Source organism: Aurantiacibacter hainanensis (genome assembly GCF_036321025.1).
In the GTDB taxonomy this organism is placed as follows: Bacteria; Pseudomonadota; Alphaproteobacteria; order Sphingomonadales; family Sphingomonadaceae; genus Alteraurantiacibacter; species Alteraurantiacibacter hainanensis.
Genome location: NZ_JAZAPB010000002.1, coordinates 19,441 through 40,170, shown reverse-complemented (window position 1 = coordinate 40,170; position 20,730 = coordinate 19,441). Strand labels below are relative to the sequence as shown.

At 63.0% G+C, this 20,730-nt stretch carries 20 protein-coding genes and 1 tRNA gene; 7 read left to right on the top strand and 14 right to left on the bottom strand.

Annotated elements, in window-relative coordinates:
- The first annotated feature begins 52 nt into the window (after positions 1-52).
- The gene (locus AAA989_RS07665; RefSeq protein ID WP_338242245.1) at positions 53-1,351 is read left to right on the top strand and encodes a hemolysin family protein; all 1,299 of its coding nucleotides are present in this window, start codon (positions 53-55) and stop codon (positions 1,349-1,351) included.
- A 236-nt stretch (positions 1,352-1,587) separates the two neighbouring features.
- Here AAA989_RS07665 and AAA989_RS07660 read toward each other — a convergent pair whose 3' ends face one another.
- The 10 genes from AAA989_RS07660 to AAA989_RS07615 all read right to left on the bottom strand — a co-directional run bounded on the left by AAA989_RS07660 (position 1,588) and on the right by AAA989_RS07615 (position 10,642).
- Positions 1,588-1,995 carry a DUF3035 domain-containing protein gene (locus AAA989_RS07660; RefSeq protein ID WP_338242244.1) on the bottom strand — a complete coding sequence of 136 codons (408 nt, stop codon included), beginning with the start codon at positions 1,993-1,995 and terminating at the stop codon, positions 1,588-1,590.
- A 35-nt stretch (positions 1,996-2,030) separates the two neighbouring features.
- Positions 2,031-2,549, bottom strand: a complete 519-nt coding sequence (gene lspA, locus AAA989_RS07655; protein WP_338242243.1) for a signal peptidase II — start codon at positions 2,547-2,549, stop codon at positions 2,031-2,033.
- Entirely contained in the window at positions 2,546-5,524 is a 2,979-nt protein-coding gene (gene ileS / locus AAA989_RS07650) for an isoleucine--tRNA ligase (protein ID WP_338242242.1), read from the bottom strand. The genes lspA and ileS overlap by 4 nt, the downstream gene beginning before the upstream one ends.
- Positions 5,524-6,459 (bottom strand): bifunctional riboflavin kinase/FAD synthetase, encoded by a 936-nt coding sequence (locus tag AAA989_RS07645; protein ID WP_338242241.1) that lies wholly within the window; start codon positions 6,457-6,459, stop codon positions 5,524-5,526. The genes ileS and AAA989_RS07645 overlap by 1 nt, the downstream gene beginning before the upstream one ends.
- Positions 6,456-7,622 (bottom strand): dipeptidase, encoded by a 1,167-nt coding sequence (locus AAA989_RS07640; protein WP_338242240.1) that lies wholly within the window; start codon positions 7,620-7,622, stop codon positions 6,456-6,458. The genes AAA989_RS07645 and AAA989_RS07640 overlap by 4 nt, the downstream gene beginning before the upstream one ends.
- Complete coding sequence (locus tag AAA989_RS07635) at positions 7,619-8,128, bottom strand: dihydrofolate reductase (RefSeq protein ID WP_338242239.1); 510 nt, start codon at positions 8,126-8,128, stop codon at positions 7,619-7,621. The genes AAA989_RS07640 and AAA989_RS07635 overlap by 4 nt, the downstream gene beginning before the upstream one ends.
- The gene (locus tag AAA989_RS07630; protein WP_338242238.1) at positions 8,128-9,180 is read right to left on the bottom strand and encodes a 5-(carboxyamino)imidazole ribonucleotide synthase; all 1,053 of its coding nucleotides are present in this window, start codon (positions 9,178-9,180) and stop codon (positions 8,128-8,130) included. Before AAA989_RS07630 ends, AAA989_RS07635 begins: the two co-directional genes overlap by 1 nt.
- Before the next feature lie 110 nt (positions 9,181-9,290).
- Positions 9,291-9,773 carry a 5-(carboxyamino)imidazole ribonucleotide mutase gene (gene purE, locus AAA989_RS07625; protein ID WP_338242236.1) on the bottom strand — a complete coding sequence of 161 codons (483 nt, stop codon included), beginning with the start codon at positions 9,771-9,773 and terminating at the stop codon, positions 9,291-9,293.
- Positions 9,774-9,777: 4 nt separating this feature from the next.
- On the bottom strand, positions 9,778-10,464 hold the full coding sequence (gene gpmA, locus AAA989_RS07620) for a 2,3-diphosphoglycerate-dependent phosphoglycerate mutase (protein WP_338242235.1): 687 nt from the start codon (positions 10,462-10,464) through the stop codon (positions 9,778-9,780).
- A gap of 34 nt (positions 10,465-10,498) precedes the next feature.
- Positions 10,499-10,642 (bottom strand): hypothetical protein, encoded by a 144-nt coding sequence (locus AAA989_RS07615; protein WP_338242234.1) that lies wholly within the window; start codon positions 10,640-10,642, stop codon positions 10,499-10,501.
- A gap of 117 nt (positions 10,643-10,759) precedes the next feature.
- Between AAA989_RS07615 and AAA989_RS07610 the strand changes: the two genes are divergently transcribed.
- Positions 10,760-10,834 (top strand) — tRNA-Thr (locus tag AAA989_RS07610).
- Positions 10,835-10,918: 84 nt separating this feature from the next.
- Positions 10,919-12,436 carry a DUF6538 domain-containing protein gene (locus AAA989_RS07605; protein WP_338242233.1) on the top strand — a complete coding sequence of 506 codons (1,518 nt, stop codon included), beginning with the start codon at positions 10,919-10,921 and terminating at the stop codon, positions 12,434-12,436.
- Positions 12,437-13,832: 1,396 nt separating this feature from the next.
- On the opposite strand, the gene AAA989_RS07600 is transcribed toward AAA989_RS07605, so the two are convergent.
- The 3 genes from AAA989_RS07600 to AAA989_RS07590 all read right to left on the bottom strand — a co-directional run bounded on the left by AAA989_RS07600 (position 13,833) and on the right by AAA989_RS07590 (position 15,004).
- Complete coding sequence (locus AAA989_RS07600; protein WP_338242232.1) at positions 13,833-14,171, bottom strand: hypothetical protein; 339 nt, start codon at positions 14,169-14,171, stop codon at positions 13,833-13,835.
- 83 nt (positions 14,172-14,254) lie between these two features.
- Positions 14,255-14,542: a hypothetical protein gene (locus tag AAA989_RS07595; RefSeq protein ID WP_338242231.1), complete on the bottom strand. Its 288-nt coding sequence runs from the start codon at positions 14,540-14,542 to the stop codon at positions 14,255-14,257.
- A gap of 141 nt (positions 14,543-14,683) precedes the next feature.
- Entirely contained in the window at positions 14,684-15,004 is a 321-nt protein-coding gene (locus AAA989_RS07590) for a hypothetical protein (RefSeq protein WP_338242230.1), read from the bottom strand.
- A gap of 128 nt (positions 15,005-15,132) precedes the next feature.
- On the opposite strand from AAA989_RS07590, the gene AAA989_RS07585 reads away from it, so the two are divergent.
- The gene (locus AAA989_RS07585) at positions 15,133-15,834 is read left to right on the top strand and encodes an SEL1-like repeat protein (RefSeq protein WP_338242229.1); all 702 of its coding nucleotides are present in this window, start codon (positions 15,133-15,135) and stop codon (positions 15,832-15,834) included.
- A gap of 538 nt (positions 15,835-16,372) precedes the next feature.
- Here AAA989_RS07585 and AAA989_RS07580 read toward each other — a convergent pair.
- Complete coding sequence (locus AAA989_RS07580; protein WP_338242228.1) at positions 16,373-16,954, bottom strand: recombinase family protein; 582 nt, start codon at positions 16,952-16,954, stop codon at positions 16,373-16,375.
- A gap of 298 nt (positions 16,955-17,252) precedes the next feature.
- Here AAA989_RS07580 and AAA989_RS07575 point away from each other — a divergent pair, with 298 nt between their 5' ends.
- The 3 genes from AAA989_RS07575 to AAA989_RS07565 all read left to right on the top strand — a co-directional run bounded on the left by AAA989_RS07575 (position 17,253) and on the right by AAA989_RS07565 (position 20,702).
- On the top strand, positions 17,253-18,110 hold the full coding sequence (locus tag AAA989_RS07575; protein ID WP_338242226.1) for a MerR family transcriptional regulator: 858 nt from the start codon (positions 17,253-17,255) through the stop codon (positions 18,108-18,110).
- A gap of 505 nt (positions 18,111-18,615) precedes the next feature.
- The gene (locus AAA989_RS07570; protein ID WP_338242225.1) at positions 18,616-19,089 is read left to right on the top strand and encodes a PH domain-containing protein; all 474 of its coding nucleotides are present in this window, start codon (positions 18,616-18,618) and stop codon (positions 19,087-19,089) included.
- Positions 19,086-20,702: a PH domain-containing protein gene (locus AAA989_RS07565; RefSeq protein ID WP_338242224.1), complete on the top strand. Its 1,617-nt coding sequence runs from the start codon at positions 19,086-19,088 to the stop codon at positions 20,700-20,702. The genes AAA989_RS07570 and AAA989_RS07565 overlap by 4 nt, the downstream gene beginning before the upstream one ends.
- The last annotated feature ends 28 nt before the right edge of the window (positions 20,703-20,730 follow it).

Below are 20,730 nucleotides of genomic sequence, written 5' to 3'. Positions count from 1 at the left end.
GGAAGGGAAGGCTTTCACGTCGGCCGATAAACCTGCTAGCGCCGCAAGCCTGATGAGCCCGTTTCCCTGGCATTACCTCGCCGCGCTCGCATTTCTGATCGTGCTCAACGGCGTCTTTGCCATGTCCGAGCTGGCGATCGTCTCCGCGCGTACCGCACGCCTGCGCATGGCGGCCGAGAAGGGCAGCAAGAGCGCCACGGTGGCCATGCGACTGGCGGCCGATCCGGGCAAGTTCCTCTCCACCGTGCAGATCGGCATCACCCTTATCGGCATCATCGCCGGTGCGGTGTCGGGCGCGACCCTGGGCGAACCGGTCGGCGAGCGGCTGGCGGAACTGGGGCTGGAGGAAGAGACCGCCGTCAGCCTGGGCATCGCGCTTATGATCGGCCTCACCACCTTCTGCACGCTGGTGGTGGGCGAACTCGTGCCCAAGCAACTGGCCCTGCGCGCGGCTGAGCCGATCGCCATTTTCATGGCCCGCCCGATGGACGTGCTGGCCAGGGTCACCGCGCCTTTCGTCTGGCTGCTCGATGCCTCGTCCAGCTTCATCCTCTCCGCGCTCGGCATCCGCCACAAGGGCGATCCCAACCTGACTTCGGAAGAACTGCGGATGATCCTGGCCGATGCCACGCGCACCGGCGTGATCGAGGAGCAGGAGCATGCCATCCTGGCGGGCATCATGCGGTTGCAGGATCGCCCGGTGCGCGAACTGATGACGCCGCGCACCGAACTCGACTGGCTGGATATTTCCGCCGACGACGACGAGATCCGCGAGACCATCGCCGAATCGCCGCACTCGCTGCTGCCGGTGGCGGAAGGCTCTCCGGACAGGGTGCTGGGCGTGGTGAAGGTGCGCGAAGTGCTGACGCTGCTGATGACGGGCCGCCCCGTCGTGCTGGACGAGATGCTGCGCAAGAGCGAGGTGGTGCCAGACCAGCTGGATGCCATGGACGCGCTGCGCGTGCTGCAGCAGTCGGGCACCGGCATGGCCATGGTCCACGACGAATACGGCCACCTGGACGGGATCGTGACGACGGCCGACCTGCTGTCCGCCATCGCCGGCGACTTCGCCAGCCACCAGGACGAAGGCGACACGCCGATGTTCGTGGAGCGGGAGGACGGGAGTTTCCTCGTCTCCGGCGCGCTGGCCGCCGATGCCCTGGCGGAGCGGCTGGACATCGAGTTTCCCGAAACGAAGGAATTCGCCACGGCCGCGGGCTACGTGCTCTATGTTCTGAAGCACCTCCCGGCAGAGGGAGAACACTTCACCGAACAGGGCTGGCGCTTCGAGATCGTCGACATGGACGGGCGCAAGATCGACAAGCTGCTGGTGAGCAGGGCGAAGGGATAGTTCGTTTTTCGATTGCGCCTCCGCGCAATCGTCCTCGCTAGACGCGCAGCAAGCTGCGCCCGCTGCGGACGGGCGTTCCCCTTGCGGTCGGATAGACGCCGCCCGATCCAAGGACAGATTGATTTGGTCGGCGAAAGTCTCGGTCGCGATCAGCGACCGACAGCGCGCGAATTGCGCGCCGCCCGGTAGGGCGAAAGCCAAGCGACCGGACGCGAACGCCGGTGCCCGAGGCTGGATCAGGAAGGTATTACCGCCCGCGCGGCCTGTCCGTCACCTTCGGGTGCGGCGATGATGGCCTGCGTGGCCGTGCCCTTGTCCACCGTGAAGGTGTCCACGTCGCCGATGGACGAGCGGATGCCGGGATCGGCCTCTCCGGCCTGGTCGAGCGCCGAGGTCTCGATGCTGCTGCGCGCGGCGGGACCGCCGAAAAGCGCTTCCAGCGCCTGCTGCGAGGCGGTGCCTTCGGCGGGACGCGGGGCGCCCGGCTCGGGCGGGACGAGGTGGAAATCGGGCGGAATCACCAGCGGAGCCTGGCGCTGCACGGCGAATTCGTCCGGACGCTCGCGGTCGATGCTGATGCCGCCACAGGCGGCAAGGCCGAGCACGGCGGCGCTGGCGATGGTTGCTCGGATGATGTTACGCATAGATATCGTTTCCCTGGCTTTCGCAGCCTTCGGAGTTATTCGGTTGCAGCGTCCTGCTCATTGGCCGGTTTCTCGCGCATGAACAAGGCGCGGGCAAGGATAATCACGACGCCGATCGTGATCGCCGCATCGGCGACGTTGAAAATCAGGAAGGGGCGGAAATCCCCTATGTGGAAATCGGCATAGTCGATGACGTAGCCGTAGACATAGCGGTCGCGGATATTCCCCATCGCACCACCCAGCACCAGGCCCAGCGACAGGATGTCGCCGAGCAGCTTTTCACGCATCATCCAGACCAGCACCACCAGCGCAATGGCGGCGGTGGCGGCGACGAGGATCCAGCGCATCTCCACGCTCGTCGCCTCGAACATGCCCAGCGATACGCCGTAATTGTTGGTGCGGGTGAAATCGAAGAAGGGCAGCAGCGGATAGTGATCGCCGCGCTGGGTGAGACCCAGTTCGTCCACCACGAAATGCTTCATCCACTGGTCCGCGGCGAATATCGCCGCGGCCAGCAGCAGGCCATAAAGGCGGAACCTGGCAATCGCGCTCATCGGGCGGCATCCATTTTGGCTACGACGTCCTCGCAACGATGGCACAGATCGCCATCCTCTGAAACTTCAGGCAGCAGACGCCAGCACCGGCCGCACTTGGCATCGGTGGACTTGGTGACCTGCACCGCGTCCGTTTGCGCGGGCGTGACTGTGCCGGTGATGAACAGCGTTGCCAGATCATCCGGAGTGAAGCCTTCCGGCACGGCGCTGGCAGGCACGGTCACCTCGGCTTCCAGGCCGGAGCGGATCGTCTTCTCGCGCCGCAGCGGCTCGATGGCTTCCATCACCCGCTCGCGCAACTGGCGCAGCGCGTCCCATCGGCCCATGTCGGCATCGGCGGCGGGTATCTCCGGCCACTCGAGCAGGTGGACGCTGCCGCCTTCGGGATGACGCGTTCCCCAGACCTCTTCGGCGGTGAACACCAGCACCGGCGCGGCGTAGCGGATGAGGGCATTGAACAGCGTATCGAGCACCGTGCGATAGGCCCGGCGCTCCACGCTGCCCGGCGCATCGCAATAGAGCCTGTCCTTGCGGATATCGAAGAAGAAGGCCGACAGGTCCTCGTTCATGAAATCCACCAGCGCGCGGGTGTAGGCGTCGAAATCGTAATTGGCGACGTGAGTGCGCAGCCTGCCGTCCAGTTCGCCCAGCAGCGCCAGCACGTAGCGCTCCAGCTCGGGCATGTCGGATACGCCGACGCGCTCGTCCTCGCTGAACTCGCCCAGCGCGCCGAGCATGTAGCGGAAGGTGTTGCGCAGCTTGCGGTACTGGTCGGCCACGCCCTTCAGGATTTCCGGGCCGATCCGGTGATCCTCGGTATAGTCAACCGAAAGCGCCCACAGGCGGATGATGTCGGCGCCGTATTCCTCCATCACCTTGAGAGGATCGATGGTATTGCCGAGGCTCTTCGACATCTTGCGGCCGTCGGCGGCCATGGTGAAGCCGTGGGTCAGAACCTGCCTGTAGGGCGCGCGGCCACGGGTGGCGCAGCTTTCGAGCAGCGAGGACTGGAACCAGCCGCGGTGCTGATCACTGCCTTCAAGGTAAAGATCGGCGGGCGATTGCAGGTCGGGCCAGTTGTCGCTTTCGAGCACGAAGGCGTGGGTGGAGCCGCTGTCGAACCATACGTCGAGAATGTCGGTGACCATCTCGTAGTCCTCGACCGCGTAGTCGGGGCCGAGCATCTGGGCGGCGTTTTCCTGCGTCCACGCATCGACGCCGTCCTGCCTGATCGCCTCGACGATGCGCGCGTTCACCGCTGTGTCGACCAGGTATTCGCCGCTTTCGCGGTTCACGAACAGCGTGATCGGCACGCCCCAGGCGCGCTGGCGGGAGAGCACCCAGTCGGGGCGGCCTTCGACCATCGATCCGATGCGATTCTTGCCCTTGGCAGGCACGAAGCGCGTTTCCCCGATCGCCGCCATGGCGGTCTCGCGCAGCGTGGCGGTATTGTCCGCCTGCGTGCCGAGCGCCACGGCACCGCCGATGGCATTGGGCACGGCAACCTCGAAATCGAAGGTGCCCAGCGGCTTGTCCATCGGCACGAACCACTGCGGCGTGCAGCGGAAGATGATCTTCGCCTTGCTGCGCCAGCTGTGTGGATAGGAGTGTTGATAATCGGTGGACGCGCTGAGGAGAGCGCCCGCCTCGCGCAGGTCCGAACAGATCGGACCGTCGGGCGCGTTGAACTTCGGGTTGATGACCGAGGCATTGCGCTCGTCAGTGCGCGGCAGCCAGCCCCAGTCCTCGCGGTAACGACCATCGTCATCGACCACGAATTTCGGCGTGATGCCGTTGGCCTTGCACAGTTCGAAGTCGTCCTCGCCATGGTCGGGCGCCATGTGGACCACGCCCGTACCCGCATCGGTGGTGACGAAGTCGCCGGCCAGCATCGGGCGCGGCTCGGCGAAGAACCCGCCGAGCTTGTGCATCGGGTGAAGCACCTTGGTGCCGGCGAGGTCGGAGCCCTTGAAGTGCTTCACCACGTGCGGAACAAGAAGGTTTTCGTCCCCGCTTTCCGAAGCCTCGACCTTGTCATGGACAAGCGTGCGCATCCGGCCGAGCAGGCTGTCGAGCAGCGATTCCGCGACCACGACCATGCGCCCAACCTGCGAACGCGTGCCGGGCTCGTCTGTGGGATGCGAACTGGCGCCATATCCTTCCGGTTCGGCATCGAAGCCGACCAGCACGTAGTCGATATCCGGCCCGTAGGAGAGCGCCTGGTTCACAGGGATCGTCCACGGCGTGGTCGTCCAGATCACCGCGTGCGCGCCGACCAGCTCCTCGATGGGGGATTCGACGATCTCGAACGCCACGTCGATCTGCGTCGAGACGATGTCTTCGTACTCGACCTCGGCTTCGGCCAGTGCGGTCTTTTCGACCGGGCTCCACATCACTGGCTTCGCGCCGCGGTAGAGCATGTCGCTTTCGGCAAACTTCAGCAGTTCGGCGACGATGCCCGCCTCGGCCTCGGGGGCCATGGTGAGGTAGGGCTTTTCCCACTCGCCCAGCACGCCCAGCCGCTTGAACTGCTCGCTCTGCACGGCCACCCATTCGGCGGCATAGTCACGACATTCCTGGCGGAATTCGGCGGGTGGAACCTCGTCCTTGTTCTTCTTCTTCTTGCGGTAGGCTTCCTCGATCTTCCACTCGATCGGCAGGCCGTGGCAGTCCCAGCCCGGAACGTAGGGCACATCCTTGCCCAGCAGCGTCTGCGTGCGGACGACGGCGTCCTTCAGCACCTTGTTGAGCGCGTGGCCGATGTGGATGTTGCCGTTGGCGTAGGGCGGGCCATCGTGCAGGATGAATTTCTCGCGACCCTTCCGCGCCTCGCGCAGCTGCTGGTAGAGTCCATCCTCTTCCCAGCGCGCAAGGATGCCCGGCTCCTTTTGCGGGAGCCCGGCCTTCATCGGAAAATCGGTCTTGGGCAGGAATACCGTGTCCCGGTAGTCCCGCTTGCCTGTATCGTCTGCCATCAGGTGCGCGCACCTAGTAGGTCGCGCGCCTGCGCACAATCCTCTTCCATCTGGCGTTTCAGCGCTTCGAGGTCGTCGAACTTCGCCTCGGGCCGCAGGAAATGGTGGAAGGCGACGTCCAGCTCCTGACCGTAAAGGTCGCCGTCGAAATCGAAGAAATAGGGCTCGAGCAGTTCCTTGGGCGGATCAAAGCTGGGCCGCACGCCGAGATTGGCAGCGCCCTGCAACTGCTGCCCGGTGGCAAGCACGCGGCCCGTCACCGCGTAGATGCCGAAGCGCGGACGGATATAGCTGCCCATGTCGATGTTGGCGGTAGGATAGCCGAGGTCGCGCCCGCGCTTGTCGCCGTGGATCACGGTTCCACGCACGGTGAAGGGGCGGGTTAGCAGGCGCGCGGCGACGTCGCATTCGCCCGCCTTCAACGCGTCGCGGATGCGGCTGGAGGAGACGACCTGCCCGGCATCCCCCACCGGCGAGATGGCGCGCGCGGCGATGCCGCATCCCTCGCCCACTTCGCGCAGCACCTGCACGTTGCCCCCTCGCCCCTTGCCGAAGGTGAAGTCCTCCCCCGTCACCACGCCGGACGCGCCGATGTGCCCGGCCAGCAGGTCTTCCACGAACGCTTGCGCGGACATGGCGGCCAGCGCGTCGTCGAATTCGAACACCAGCATGGCCGCCGCGCCTGCCGCTTCGAACAGTTCCTCGCGCTGGGCGAGGGTGGTGAGGCGGAAGGGCGGCACGTGCGGGGCGAAATGACGCACCGGGTGCGGATCGAACGTGGCGACGATGGCGGGGCGGCCTTCCTCGCGCGCCCATTCGACGGCGGCGCGCACAACGTGCTGGTGGCCGAGGTGGAAGCCGTCGAAATTGCCCAGCGCAACGATGGCACCCAGCAAGGTGTCCGGCACGGGATCGCGGTGGGAAAGGCGCGTCATGCGAGCGGCTCCAGCCCGTTCTCCAGCACGCGCAGGGCATTGCCGCCCATTGCCGCGCGGATTTCCTCTTCGCTCCAGCCGTCGTCCAGCAGCGCCTGCGTCACCTGAGCGAGCTGTGCGGTATCGAACCGCGTGGTGACGCTGCCGTCGAAATCGCTGCCCAGCGCCACGTGCTCAACGCCGACAAGATCGCGCACATGGCGCATCGCCGCGACGATGGCGGCGGGCGAAGTATCGCATACCGCGCCCTCCCAGTAGCCCACGCCGATGACGCCGCCGGTCGCCGCAAGGCCGCGAATCTCCGCGTCGGTCAGGTTGCGGTTGACCGGGCAGGTCGCCTGCACGCCGCCGTGGCTGGAAACGACCGGACGGCGCGCCATGGCGAGCACGTCGGCCACGCAGGCATGGCTGCAATGGGCGATGTCGACCACCATGCCCATGGCTTCCATGCGCTCCACCGCCTCGCGTCCCATCGCGGTAAGGCCGCCCTTCTCCACCCCGTGCATCGACCCGGCCACTTCGTTGTCGAAGAAGTGCGCCAGCCCCGCCATGCGCACGCCTGCATCGTAGAGCACGTCGAGGTTGGCGAGGTCGCCCTCCAGATTGTGCAGGCCTTCCACCGAAAGCAGGGCGGCGACAGGCGGATCGGCCGCGTCCGGCGCGCGCACGGGCACCACGTCGCCGGCATCGCGCACCAGCACCAGCTGGCCTCCCGAGCCCTGCGCCGCGCGCGACAGCTTTTCGGAATGCCACAGAGTCCGCTCCAGCAGCGAGGTCCAGGTGCGCAATGGCTGCAACTGGCCGATGGCGAGCAGGGTGATGTTGTCCGTCTCGTCGGTATTGGCGTCGTAGTTCTGACCGCGCGGCGTCTTGGTGACGCTGGAGAACACCTGCAGCGCAACGTTGCCTTGCTGCAGGCGGGGCAGGTCGATATGGCCGCGGTCGGCGGGGTCGAGCATGTCGCGCTTCCACAGCAGGGTATCGCCGTGCAGGTCGACGATGGTGAGCGTGTCGTGAAGCGCCTGCGCCTCTTCGCTCACAGTCGGCAGCGGCTGGCCGTCGATCCGGTTGTGGTCGCGCTCCGCCACGGCGGGGGCGAACACGAAGAAGACGATGAGCGCCACCAGCAGCACACCGCCGAACCCGATCAGGAACCGCTTCATCCGGCGGCTATCCGCTCGAAAGTGACGAAATCGTAGGGCGGGAAACCATCCCTGGCGGGGCGGCTTTCGCGCGCCACCTCTCGCCAGGAGGGATCATCCGCGGGCGAGCGCATGGATACCTCGCCCTCGGTATCCTCGAAAACCTCGGTCAGCTCGAAAAGGGTGGCTTCGTCCCACAGCAGTTCGAACACTTCCGCGCCGCCGATCACGGCCAGGTCGCCCTCGCCCGCCATGTCCAGAGCAGCCTGCGGCGAATGCGCCACTTCCGCACCGTCGGCCTGCCAGTCTTCCTGACGGGTGAGCACGATGTGACGGCGGCCAGGCAGCAGGCCGGGCAGGCTTTCGAAGGTCTTGCGGCCCATGATCATCGGCTTGCCCATAGTCAGGCGCTTGAACCGCTTCAGGTCTTCCGAGATCGCCCACGGCACGTCGCCGTCCTTCGCGATGACGCCGTTGGTCGCCCGGGCGACGATGAACAGGATGTCGCGCTGCTGTTTTCCGGCCATCACCCCACCCGCGTGATGTGGCCCATCTTGCGCCCTGCCCTCGCTTCGGCCTTGCCGTAGAGATGCACGTGCGCGCGGCCGTCGGCGAGGTGGGCGGCGAGATCCAGCGCGGTCTCGCCGATCAGGTTGTCCATCACGATTCGCTCGGAAACGCTGTCGGTCGCGCCCAGCGGGGCGCCGACGATGGCGCGGATGTGGTTCTCGAACTGGCTGGTGTTCGCGCCCTCGATCGTCCAGTGCCCCGAATTGTGCACGCGCGGCGCCATCTCGTTGAACACCGGGCCATTGGCCGTGGCGAAGAACTCCAGCGTCAGCACGCCGACATAGCCCAGCGCGTCGGCAACCTTCCTCGCCAGATCGCGCGCCTCTTCCACCTGCTGGCCCACGATGGCCGGCGCGGGCAGCTCGCTGTGGGCAAGGATACCGCTGTCGTGACGGTTGCGCGTCGAATCCCAGAAGCGCACCTCGCCATCGCGGCCCCGGACCAGGATGACCGAGAACTCGCACTCGAATTGCAGTCGCGTTTCGTAGACGCAGCCGCTTTCGGGAATGCGCACGCCCTGGGCATCCGCCTGGCTTGAAATCGCCCACTGGCCCTTGCCGTCGTATCCGTCGCGGCGGGTCTTGAGGATGCCGGGCGTGCCTACGCGCTCCACCGCGGCGGCCAGTTCGCTGTCGTGATCGATGACGGCGTAGTCGGCGGGATGGCCACCCAGGTCCTGCACGAAGCGCTTCTCGCGGACACGATCCTGCGCCACTTCCAGCGCACGCGGACCGGGGGCGAGCAGATCCTGCGGCAGGTTCGCCAGCGGACCGACGGGCACGTTCTCGAACTCGTAGGTGATCACGTCGCAATCGTGCGCGAAGGTGATCAGTGCCTCGCTATCGTGCCACGGGGCGCAGGTATACGACGCGCAGACTTCCGCCGCCACGTTGTCCCCCTCGGGCGCGTAGACATGGCAGCGATAGCCCAGCTGCGCGGCGGAGACCGCCAGCATCCGGCCAAGCTGCCCGCCGCCGAGAATGCCGATGGTGGAACCTGGTGCCAGCAAACAAACCTCCGTACGCCCCGGGCTCGTCCGGGGACTGCTTTCATCGTGGAACGCGGGATTAGAAGAAACGGCGGCCCTTCGACAAGTTCAGGGCTGACGGAAACTGGGAATCAATCCTGCGGCTTTTCCGCGACCTTGTCGCTCTGCGCCGCGCGGTAGTCCTTCAGTCGCTGCACCAGAGCATCGTCGCCCAGCGCCAGGATGGACGCGGCGAGGATGCCGGCATTGGTCGCGCCCGCTTCCCCGATGGCGAGAGTGCCGGTGGGCACGCCGGCGGGCATCTGGACAATCGACAGCAGGCTGTCGAGACCGGAGAGCGCGCGGCTCTGCACCGGGACGCCCAGCACGGGCAAATGAGTCAGTGCGGCCAGCATGCCGGGCAGGTGCGCCGCGCCCCCCGCGCCCGCGATGATGACCTTGAAGCCCTCGTCCGCAGCGCCCTTGCCGAAGGCGTGCAGGCGATCGGGCGTTCGGTGCGCCGATACGATTCGGGCCTCGTGACCCACGCCAAGCGCGTCCAGCACTTCGGCGGCCTTTTTCATGGTGGGCCAGTCGGACTGGCTGCCCATCACGATGGCGACAGGTGCGCTCATGGTGTCAGGAATCCTTCAGGTAATAGCGTTCGCCGACGGGAGAGCTTCCCTCGAACTCGTAGATGATCGGCTGGCCGGTGGGAATCTCCAGCCCGGTGATATCGTCGTCGGAAATGCCGGAAAGGTGCTTCACCAGCGCGCGCAGGCTGTTGCCGTGGGCGGAAATGATCACCGTCTCGCCCGCTTCCAGCTGCGGCAGGATGTCGCTTTCCCAATAGGGCAAAACGCGCTCGATCGTCAGCTTCAGGCTTTCCGTCTGCGGCACCTCGATGCCTTCATAGCGCGGATCGGCGCCGGGATCGTACTTGTCGCCCTTTTCCATCGGCGGAGGCGGCACGTCGAAGCTGCGGCGCCAGATATGCACCTGCTCGTCGCCGTGCTTCTCGCGGGTTTCCTGCTTGTTGAGTCCCGTCAGCCCGCCATAGTGGCGCTCGTTCAGGCGCCAGTCCTTGGTTTCCGGGATCCACAGGCGGTCGCATTCCTCCAGCGCCAGGTGCAGCGTCTTGATCGCGCGTTTCTGCAGGCTGGTGAAGGCGACGGTGGGCAGCACGCCCTTTTCCTTCAGCAGGCGGCCCGCCTCCTTCGCTTCGGCAACGCCCTTTTCGGTGACATCGACATCCCACCAGCCGGTGAATCGGTTGGCGAGGTTCCATTCGCTCTGGCCATGGCGCACGAGGATCAGCTTGGGCACGGGTCGTCTCTTTCCTGTTGAGGGATGGCGGGCACTAGCCCTCGTCGGCCTTATTGGAAAGGTCCGGTTTCGCCTCTTCCCCGCGCGCGCTCAGACCGCGCTGCTGGGCCTTGCGCCGCCTGAGATTCGCGCGAAGCTGCGCGGCGAGGCGTTCCTCGCGGGTCAAATCCTTGCTCATGCGCCACATTATTGGCCCAAGGCGCGCCGCGGCTCAAGCTTGGCTTGACTTTCCCTCCCTTCGCGACAATAGCGCCCGCCTGCCTATCGACAGTCGATTTACGGTCTAGGCCCGGATGCTGCTGTAGCTCAGTGGTAGAGCGCACCCTTGGTAAGGGTGAGGCCGGGAGTTCAATCCTCCCCAGCAGCACCACTCTCCCCCTTGGGGGACCGGCAAACCCCCGGAAAACAACGGTTTTTGACAGCTGGCTGTTACATTTGTAACGGAGGCTTACCCATGTGCTCATACCTCGATCAGGTCGGTGCGACCTATTATTTCCGCCGCGCCGTCCCCAAGGACCTTGTCGGGCATTTCTTCACGAACAGTGGAAAACCGAGGACCGAATGGAAGTTCAGCCTCAGGACAAAGGATCGCGAGACGGCCAAGCGATGCTTGCGCCCCCATGAAATCGAGACCGACACCCTCATTGACGAGGCGCGGGCCGCCTTGGGATCGTCAGGTCTGACAGCACCCGAGGTCGATGCCACTTCTCGCCGAGAGCGCGAGGAGGCAGCGGCGGTCCACGCATTGGCCGAGGAAAGGCGACTACGCCATGAGGCCCGGAGTGACCTCCGGACGCTGTGGCACAAGCGGCGGCGCACGAGCACAGCGGAACTGGAACCGGAGCAGGCAGCCGCCATCGACCTGCTGAAAGAGAAGGACGCCGAGCTGGAGCAGCTCAGGCGCGCTGTGACGGTAATGGAGGCCGGAAATCAAGCGCTGAGCATCCCGACCCAGCGGGCACCTCGAACGAAGCCTCCTGTGGCTCTCGGCGCGCTGTTCGAGCGATACGCCGCAAGCGGGACCGCTAACCCCAAGACTGTCAGCAAATGGCGGAGCGTAGTGCAGAAGCTCATCCAGCACCTAGACCATGAAGATGCTGGCCGGGTGACGAGAGCTGACCTTAACGGGTGGACCGCCTCGCTCGTGGCACAGGGGTTGAGCAAGAAGACAATCGTGGACGGTTACCTGCCAGCGGCCCGGGCGGCCTTCTCGATTGCGTACGAGGACGGAACTATTCCTGCCAATCCGGTCACCGGCCTGAAGGTACGAGCACCAAAGGCGATAAAGCTACGGGACCCCGACCTCACCGACCGCGAAGCAAACACTATCTTGGCCGCGACGCTTAAGCCTCATCCCCCTCGACTGGCGAGCGAACATGCTCTTGCCCGACGCTGGGTGCCTTGGTTGTGTGCATACACGGGTGCAAGGGTGGGGGAGATTACCCAGCTCCGTGCGATGGACATCATGCAGGATCAAGGCATCTGGTGCATCCACATCACGCCGGAGGCAGAAGGCGGGGTCAAGACCAGTGAAGCCCGTACAGTGCCCTTGCACTCGCATCTGATTGAGCAGGGTTTCCATAGGTTGGCGAAAGCGGGTGACACCACGCCGCTGTTTTTCCGCGAGGGTGCAGGCAACGCGGTGAACCCCGGGTCAAAAATCAGGGCGGCAGACCTTGCCAAGTGGGTGCGTACCCTAGGCGTGACCGAGGTATATTCTCCCAACCACGGCTGGCGGCACCGCTTCAAAACTTTAGCCCGACTGTTGGAGATACCCGAGTACCTTGCGGACAAGATACAGGGACATGCACCACCGAATCAGGGGAGAAAGTACGGTAGCGTTCCTTTGGTTACCATGAGGAACGCCATTGAGAAGCTACCCGCTTACCGACTTGATGGTGCCGCGGGGGCATCCAGCATGGAACCACTAGAGGATACCCTCGGGATAAATCTCCTCAGGGAAGGGGCATAAGCCCTATATCACCTTAGGATACTCGGAGTGAGCTTTGGATCACCCCGGCCCATCCCCCCTACCCCCCTTCCCGCTCCCAAAAACGGCAGTTTTCTGCGGTTCTTGGGATCGCCACGGTCGTGCCGTTTGAGGCAGAGCATGGAGAGGAGCGTCTATCGTGGCATCCGGGTGATGCAGCGACCGCTGGGTTTCATGGCTAGGTTTACCGTCCTCACCTGATAGACGTTCCATCGACACCCATGAGGGTATCGGCGATGACATCACCTTGAGGCTCGTCGGTCGCTTTTGGAGTGCACCCCGGTGCGCCCAACCATGCGGCAGGCCAAAGGCCGGTGCAGCTCGCATGATCCATCCCGCTATAAACTTCCACCTTTCGGCAGCGCGGGCGCAATCGTGTTTATGGTCCCGCCGGACCGAGTGCCGAAGCACATCTGTGTTAAGACGGTATCGAAATGGAGAGGGGGAACGGTCGACCGGAAAATGAGACAGATGGCTCGCGCGGATGGCTGCGGACCCTCTCACGGCAGGTGCCGGATTTTTGGCCGTGGAGTGCACAGGACATGCCTTGGCTGGGGCAGTAGCGGGGCGTTCTCGTATTGCGTTCCTGGGGCTTCCCAGCCGGGCTGAGCGGGGTGTTTAAAGCGGGGCTAGTCCCGAGGCGTGAAAAGCTCACCCAGCCTGCCTCACCGTCCGCTCTGGCGAACCAGTGGGCAGGGCGCGAATGTCCACTGTTGGGTGGAAAGCGGACATTGCTCGGCCCTTCGATATCGTGAGGCTGGGCTCAGAATTTCGGGCTGAGCCTTAGTTCGAAGCCTGCATTAGAGGTTGAGTTAGGGGGTAGAACAACGCAATCTTGCCGTCGCGGAACACAAAGTAAGACGCGCTTGATTTGGCAGGAGAACGACACTCGGTATCAAACTCGACGCTACCCGCCCACTCACGCAAATTTGTAACATCACAGTGAGCAAGAAATTGGGCCATGCGTTCAAGCGTGAGCTCTTCGAATCGATGCGTGCCGGGGGTGTCCCCTGGCACGAACTCCCGAATGTCAGGTTGAGCTAGCCGAGCGAAGGTCGCCTGATCTCTATTTTCCACCGCTGCCAAAAACGAGGCTGCATGATCGACGGGTTGATCGGTCGACGGCGACGTGGATGCACAACCGGCGGCCAGCAGTGTAATGCAAATTGCAGGTATTGGCTTCAAGTTGTGGAATCTCACGGAAGTTGCTCTCAGAAGCTAGAGGCGATCACGTTCGTATGGCAACCCATTCAATCGTCTGCAATCGGGTCGTTACCGGCTGGTCCGGTTCTGGACCAGGCTGATGCATAGTTGCCAGTCCGTTATCAGGAACGGCGAAGCGCAACGGCCATGCCCGCTTATGGGTGGAAAGCGGACTTTAGAAGTCGAAGATTAGCGACAGTCCTAACAACAGAAAAATGAGAGCAAAGATCGGCGCGATGACGACCACCCACGCGGCAACCGCTCTGCGTAGGGTCTGCTCTTCAGCCCTCTTCCGGTAGAGGTTTGCAGCGACGGCGAAGGCAATGCTGAAGATCGAAGAGGTCAGGTGAAAAATAGGCATGCTCTCGGAAAAAAGAGACAGCAGCCCGAGCGGCAAGAACAACGCCAAAGCATAGATCGCAAACCCTAGCTGGCACCCCCAACTGAAGCGAAGGTCCGACTGAAGGTTACGCCGAGTTTGAGCATCTGGTGAACTATCTTGGGCTTCGGGCATGCCGCTAGCATACCGAGAACGCTAATGTCTGCTAGCGGGTCGTTAGCGGCTGGTCAGCTTCTCGGTGGAAAGCCGACATTTAGCTACCGGGAGCGTCGAACAGTTTCAGCTCCGAGCAGTTCTCGCCGAAAGAAAATGAAGAACACACAGGCCAGGCCCATAATTTGAGCGAGCATAATCCAGGCGGTCAGACCGAGCGATAAGTCAGCGAAACGCTGTGCCCCGGTTATGTTGACACCTAGGACGAAGGAAAAGCCCGCGATCGAAGCTGAGTAATCAGTAACGAAGAGTGACGCCACCCAACGAGCAAGATACGCACCTATCAAGATACTTAAGGGCACCGTGACGGTGATGATCGCGAACTGCCACATCTCTTTCGGCCCTCGAAAACGCACTGTCTTACCAATGGATAGCTCTGGGATGCGGCGTCCGCAATCGGGTCGTTAGCGGCTGGTCGGGTTTCAGGCACGCAGCCAGGCTGAGCAAGTCAGCCGCGATGGGGTGGGAAGCAGTCACTCGACTTCCGGCTTCGAAAGGCCTTGGATTAGCTCGCCAGTGCGGGTGTCGAAGACGAAATATCCAAGACCTTCTGTGAAGGGGTGCGAATAATCGGTGTTGTCTGTTGCCAATACGCGCTTTCCTACGACCCGTTCATTTTCCAATCGATATTCCAAGACGTTTGGATAGACCGCGAAGTCACCTTCGTCGGACACAATAGCGCCGTTTCCGTCGGACAACTCGACGAAACGATAGCCATTAGGCAGGGTATCGTTCGCTTCGCCGCTTACGCATCCCGTTAAGAACAACAGGGTGGCTGGGATTATGCGAACCATTCCGCAAGTCTGCCATCTAGGGTCAACGTTCGCAATCAGGTCGTTAGCGGCTGGTCAGCTTCTGGGTGGCAAGCGGACGAGGCTGCCTCTAGGCAGTAGGTGGAGGAGAGTAAGGCAGTGAAAGACCGGTGATCCGCTTCGACAAGATGTTTGATCTCACGTTGGGAAGGCTTTTTGCGAAGCTCGCGACTAATGGGCGCAACCCAATTCATGAGAACTGGAAGAGAACCCATCAATGGGATGCTGATCACTCGAACACAGCGGGAATAATCGAAAGCGACCCCAACCGCCCAGCACTGGAGCGTGCAATTGAGCTAAAATCCGAGGCGACGGAGGCGATGTTCCCGATTTGGAAGGAACTTGCCGAGAATGGGTCGGCTTTCGCGATGAACGAAGTTGCATGGCACTACTTGGCTGGAAAGGATGTCGAACAAAATCGCGCAATGGCGATCCATTGGCATAGATCAGCGGAAAGATCAGGATCGCAATGGGCGGCCCTTAGGCTTGCTAAACTTCTCGCAGAGCAGGACGATCACACTGGTGTTGAGGAGGCTCTAACACCTCAAGTAGCGAGTGGCTGGGCGCCCGCAAAGTTCTGGTTGGCCTGGTATCGATTACAATCGTCCCAAGCGCGCGCACAACTTGATAGTGCGCGCGAACTGCTTGAGGAAGCAATGGACGCAGGCCACCCAGGTGCAAAGTGGTATCTTGGCAGACTTATGGCCCAAGGGAGATTTGGCTGGAAGAATAGGAGCCATGGGCGGAAAATCCTGATGGACCTTTCCCCAGAGATTATTGGCGAGATCGAAGCGCCGCCTAAGCCCGACTGAATACTTGATTGCAATGTCCGGAATCGGGTCGTTAGCTGACCAGCTGCTCTCGGCTGGTTACGCAGCAAAGCAGACCGTCAGCTTTCAGGATACCGATTGGGCGCGATTTGGGGCCGGTTCTGGGTGGAAAGCGGACGTTGAACCTTGCAGCATCGCGTTACTTGCCGAAACTTGCCGCGCCGCATTTAGGACAAGGATCGATGATCCATGGATACCAGACTGGTCCAGACTGCGAGACCATACCGTGTCCGCATTTCCGGCGTTTCCCAGCGATCATAATGTATCGCAACCCGCAGTAACCGGCAATGGCCCACCAGAGAAGTCGAAAGGGCAATGAGGCGTCGCCGGAAAACACTGCTGAGATGGCAATGATCGCGAAGGCTAGCATTTTCAGTGAAGCGGTCGATTGCGACATGGGTTTCAAGCTAGGTGGAAAACTGTCGTCGAACAATGTCCGCAATCGGGTCGTTAGCGGCTGGTCCGCTTTTGGGGCAAGGCGGTCGAGCGTCGCCAACCCCGCACGAGCACGAGACCAGCGTCAGGTGGCGGCGCAATACCGTTTTACGGTGGCGGGCGAGATGCTGAAGTGCCGTGCGGTCTCGCTGATGCTGGCCTCGTTGGACTTGCGCCATGCGGCCACGTCGCGGGCATTGGCGGCAAATGGGCGGCCAAGGCTGTCCTTGCCCCGGTGGGTCTTGCCAGTGGCCTTCAGGGCGTCCTTAGCGGCCTTGCGTCCATCTGCTGTGCGCTCGGCGATCCCGCGGCGCTCCATCTGTGCCACCTGTGCCAGGACGGCCAAGATAATCTCACCAACTCCTTGGGCAATCGGCCCGAGGCCATGAACGTACAAAGTAACACCGTTCTCGATAAAGTTCCGCACGGTGGTCTGTATATCGATAGCATCGCGGCCGAGACGGTCCACGGCATAGACATGGACGGTGTCACCCTTGCGAACCTTGTCCAGCATGGCGGCGAACCCCGGACGGTTGGCGGCCATCACCCCGCCGCTCACGCCCTCGTCGGAAAACTCCTGATCGAAGGGGCCGCCCATTACCTTGCGCTGGGCCTCGATGGATTGGTCATTGGTGGAGACACGGTAGTATGCGATGCGGTGGGACATAGGGCTAGGCTCACAAGTTAGGGTTGCATGTGAGGTGGCTCATATGCCTAGCTCATTATTCCTGTCAAGCTATGTTGTGAGCCTAGCTACCTAGGTACGCCTTGTGAGCCGGTCCAGCACGCCGACCCAGAGATGCCAAGGCTCAGCGCCCTTGGAGCTGAGGTGCACCCCTACGGGGGTAGATTGCATGAATACGTTGGGATGGCCCCCTTCATGTGAGAACCCCATTTCTAGGCCGTCAAGTACCTAACGCACATCATGCGTTTACATACGCACATCATGCGTGTAAGAAGAAGGCATGGACCCAACTAGCTCCTTGTATTCCCGCCAGCAGATTGGTCAGCTTGTCGGGTTGGATGACACGACGCTCAACTATTGGAGCCGTGAACGCTTACTCATCCCCACCGAGGGGGGCGAGGGCCGCGGAAGCCATCGAAGGTTTGATTTCATCCAAGTAAACATAGCTGCGATCTTGGCCCAGCTACGCCCCTTCGGACTAAACATCGCGGTCTTGCGCCCGCTGGCCGACCTACTCCAACGTGCGGCTGACCTTGGGAAGGGAGGGGAGTTGCACCCCGGCGACTATTTTCTAGCGGCAAGGCTCGCGACCAAACTTCACCAGTTTCGGAGCGGTTCGACCGTTATGGTTCGCCAGCGCAAGCATGCCGAGGAACGACCGTCGGGCCTTTCGAGACAAGCCTACATCGACTGGCTAATGGCTGAAAGGCCCGCCACCACGGAAGCCGAGATTACAGACGAACTCCTGCAGAACAACACCGACTACTCCACCGCGGAAGCCATCATAGCGGTCGCCGATGCAATGGGGCCGAACCGAGAAACGGAGGCTAGGCTTTACGGCGACCTAGTGTTCGGCGTCCTCGCGCCCGGCTACTCTGACGAATACAGCTGGCTCCTCGGATTTCGTTCCGATCAGAGTTGGCGCATAGAGTTTGGCCACCAGGGTGGTAAGTTTTTTGATGGGCTGGGCAGCACCTCGCCCGAGGAGTTCGGCGCGGGCATCTTTCTACCGGTCTCGGCGATTATCCGACAAGTCTGGGACCTGAAAACGTGGGCTGAAATCCACCGAGACCGCGAGGCAGAGCGCCGCACTGCGTCACGCGACCGTGACACCCAATCGCAGGAGCCGAAGGGATGATAGAGGTTGCTTTCATGGTGGCTGCGGTAACAACCGGGGTCGGAGCACTCTGCGCCGGGATCGCGGCGATGCGGATTGCAGACGCTTGGAAAATCTGGGCCGGTCGGTGCGATCCGATGAACCCCAACTTTAGACCGCCGCCTCCCCGCCGAGAACGCTAGCAGGGGACTTCCTGTAACCAGAGCCAACACGCTTGACCGGGGTTTTACAGTTTGCCATTACAGCGATGACAGCCGCGAAAAATAAATCACTGTTTTCGAAGGGTTAGCTCGAGGCGTCCGGGAGTTCAATCCTCCCCAGCAGCACCATCTCTTTTCCCGATCCCGCCTCCCGACGCTGATCGCGACCGAAACCTTCGCACCCCATCGCAGAATTGAACTCCGGCCGCCCGCAGCCTGCGCGGATTGCTGCGCGTCCGGCGAGGCTGCGGGCACGAAGGCGCCTGTCCGGGACAAACACCCCAAACCTATTCCCAAACAGGTGTATCGCTCATATAAACCACCCAATGGACACCGAACAGCTCACCAGGCTCGATCCCGCCTACACCACGGTCATGCGAATCGAGGGGGCACTGACGGTGCTGCCATTCCTTATCGTCGCCATCGTGCTGGGCGTGGCCGGCGTATTGCCCACGCCGTGGACGTGGGCGCCGATGATCGTGCCCGTGCTGATCGCGCTGGTGTTCATCATCCTGGTGCCGGTGAAGCGTTTCATGGCGCGCGGCTACCAGATGTCGAGCGACCGCCTGCGGGTGGTGAAAGGCGTGCTGTTCCATGCCGATACCGTGGTGCCGTTGAGCCGCGTGCAGCACCTCGACGTGGAGCAGGGCCCGCTGGAGCGCGCTTTCGGAATCGCCCGGCTGATCCTACACACGGCGGGAACGCACAATTCCTCGGTCACGCTGCCGGGTCTGGCGCATGGCGATGCCGTGGCCATGCGTGAGGAGATTCGCAGCCACGTGAAGCGCGAATCGCTGTGAGCGAAGTCCCCACGACCTCCCATCCTGCCTCCGCGAGCGATGCCTCGCTCCCGGCGCCGACAGGGGAGGTGGAGATCGACGAATGGCGGCGGGTCAACAAGCTTACGATGGCGGCACAGATGCTGCGCACGCTCGTCAGCGCCATCGTGCCCGCCGTGCTGGTGCTGTCCGGCGCGGCCTACAGCGAAATGCAGGCCAACGGCATATCCTTCATCACGCCATGGCTGGGTTTGCTGCTTGTCGCCTTCATCGCCGTGAACCTGGCGGGGGCCTGGCTGAACTGGGTGCGCGTGCGCTACCGCATCGGCGCCAACGACGTTCGGGTGGAGCAGGGCATCATCAGCCGCCAGGCACGCTCCGTGCCCTACGATCGCATCCAGGACGTCAGCCTGGAGCAGAAGCTGCTGCCGCGCCTGCTCGGTCTCGTCGAAGTGAAGTTCGAGACCGGCGCGGGCGGCAAGGACGAACTGAAGCTTTCCTACGTTTCCGAGGCGGAGGGCGAGAGGCTTCGCGAAACCGTGCGCGCGCTGGTGGAAGGCGAGGACACGGCGCCTGTTTCCGCCTCCACCCTCGATACGCCGGAGCGGGAGATCGCCGCCGAGCAGCACGGGCGCACACTGTTCGCCATGGACGTGCGGCGCCTCTTCACGTTCGGGCTGTTCAATTTCTCGCTGGTGATCTTCGCCGTCCTGCTGGGCGCGCTACAGCAGCTTGAATTCCTGCTGCCGTTCGACGTCTGGGAATATGTCGGAGACTGGTTCAACGAAGACCGGATCGCCGAGGCCGGCGAGTACCTTTCCGGCTACACCACCCTCGCCCAGGTGCTGGCGATCATCTACGCGGTCGTGGCCGTTGTGGTGGTGGGCATGGCCAGCGGCGTGGTGCGCACGTTCATCCGGGACTGGGAGTTCCGGCTGGACCGGACCGCCAAGGGGTTTCGCCGCCGCCGCGGCCTGCTGACGAAAACCGACGTCGTGATGCCCGTCCACCGGGTGCAGGCGCTGGTCGTTTCGACAGGCGTTCTGCGCCGCCGCTTTGGCTGGCACGGTCTCTGTTTCATCAGCCTGGCGCAGGATGCCGGGTCCGCCAACCACGACGTCGCGCCATTCGCGAAGATGGAAGAGATCGCGCCCATCGCGCGGGAAGCCGGCTTCACCCTTCCCGATGAAAGCGAGGACTGGCGGCGGGCCAGCGCGGATTATTATTTCGATCGCGCCGTGGTGCAGGCGTTCGTCCCGGTGGTGATCGCCGTCGTCGCTTTCCTGCAGGGCTATGTCGTTCCGGGAACGCTGGTCGCTCTGGCGGCTGCCTTCATCGCGGTCGGAGAGCATTACCGCTGGCGTTTCGTGCGCCATGCGCTCGGCCCCGAACAGGTGATGTCGCGGCGGGGGTGGCTGGCGCCCGGTTACACGATTGCCAGCCGCGTGAAGCTGCATTCGGTGGAAATCAGTCAGCACCCGCTGGCGCGCTGGCGGGGCTACTGCACCTTGCGCTTCGGGCTTGCCGGGGGACGGCTGGCGTTCGAGGGGCTGCGCCTCGACGACGCCTACGAACTGCGTGCCGCTGCGCTCGATCCCATAGCCGCGGTGGATTTCGCCAAGCTGCCGCGCTGACATGCAAGAAGGCCACGGCGAATGGCGC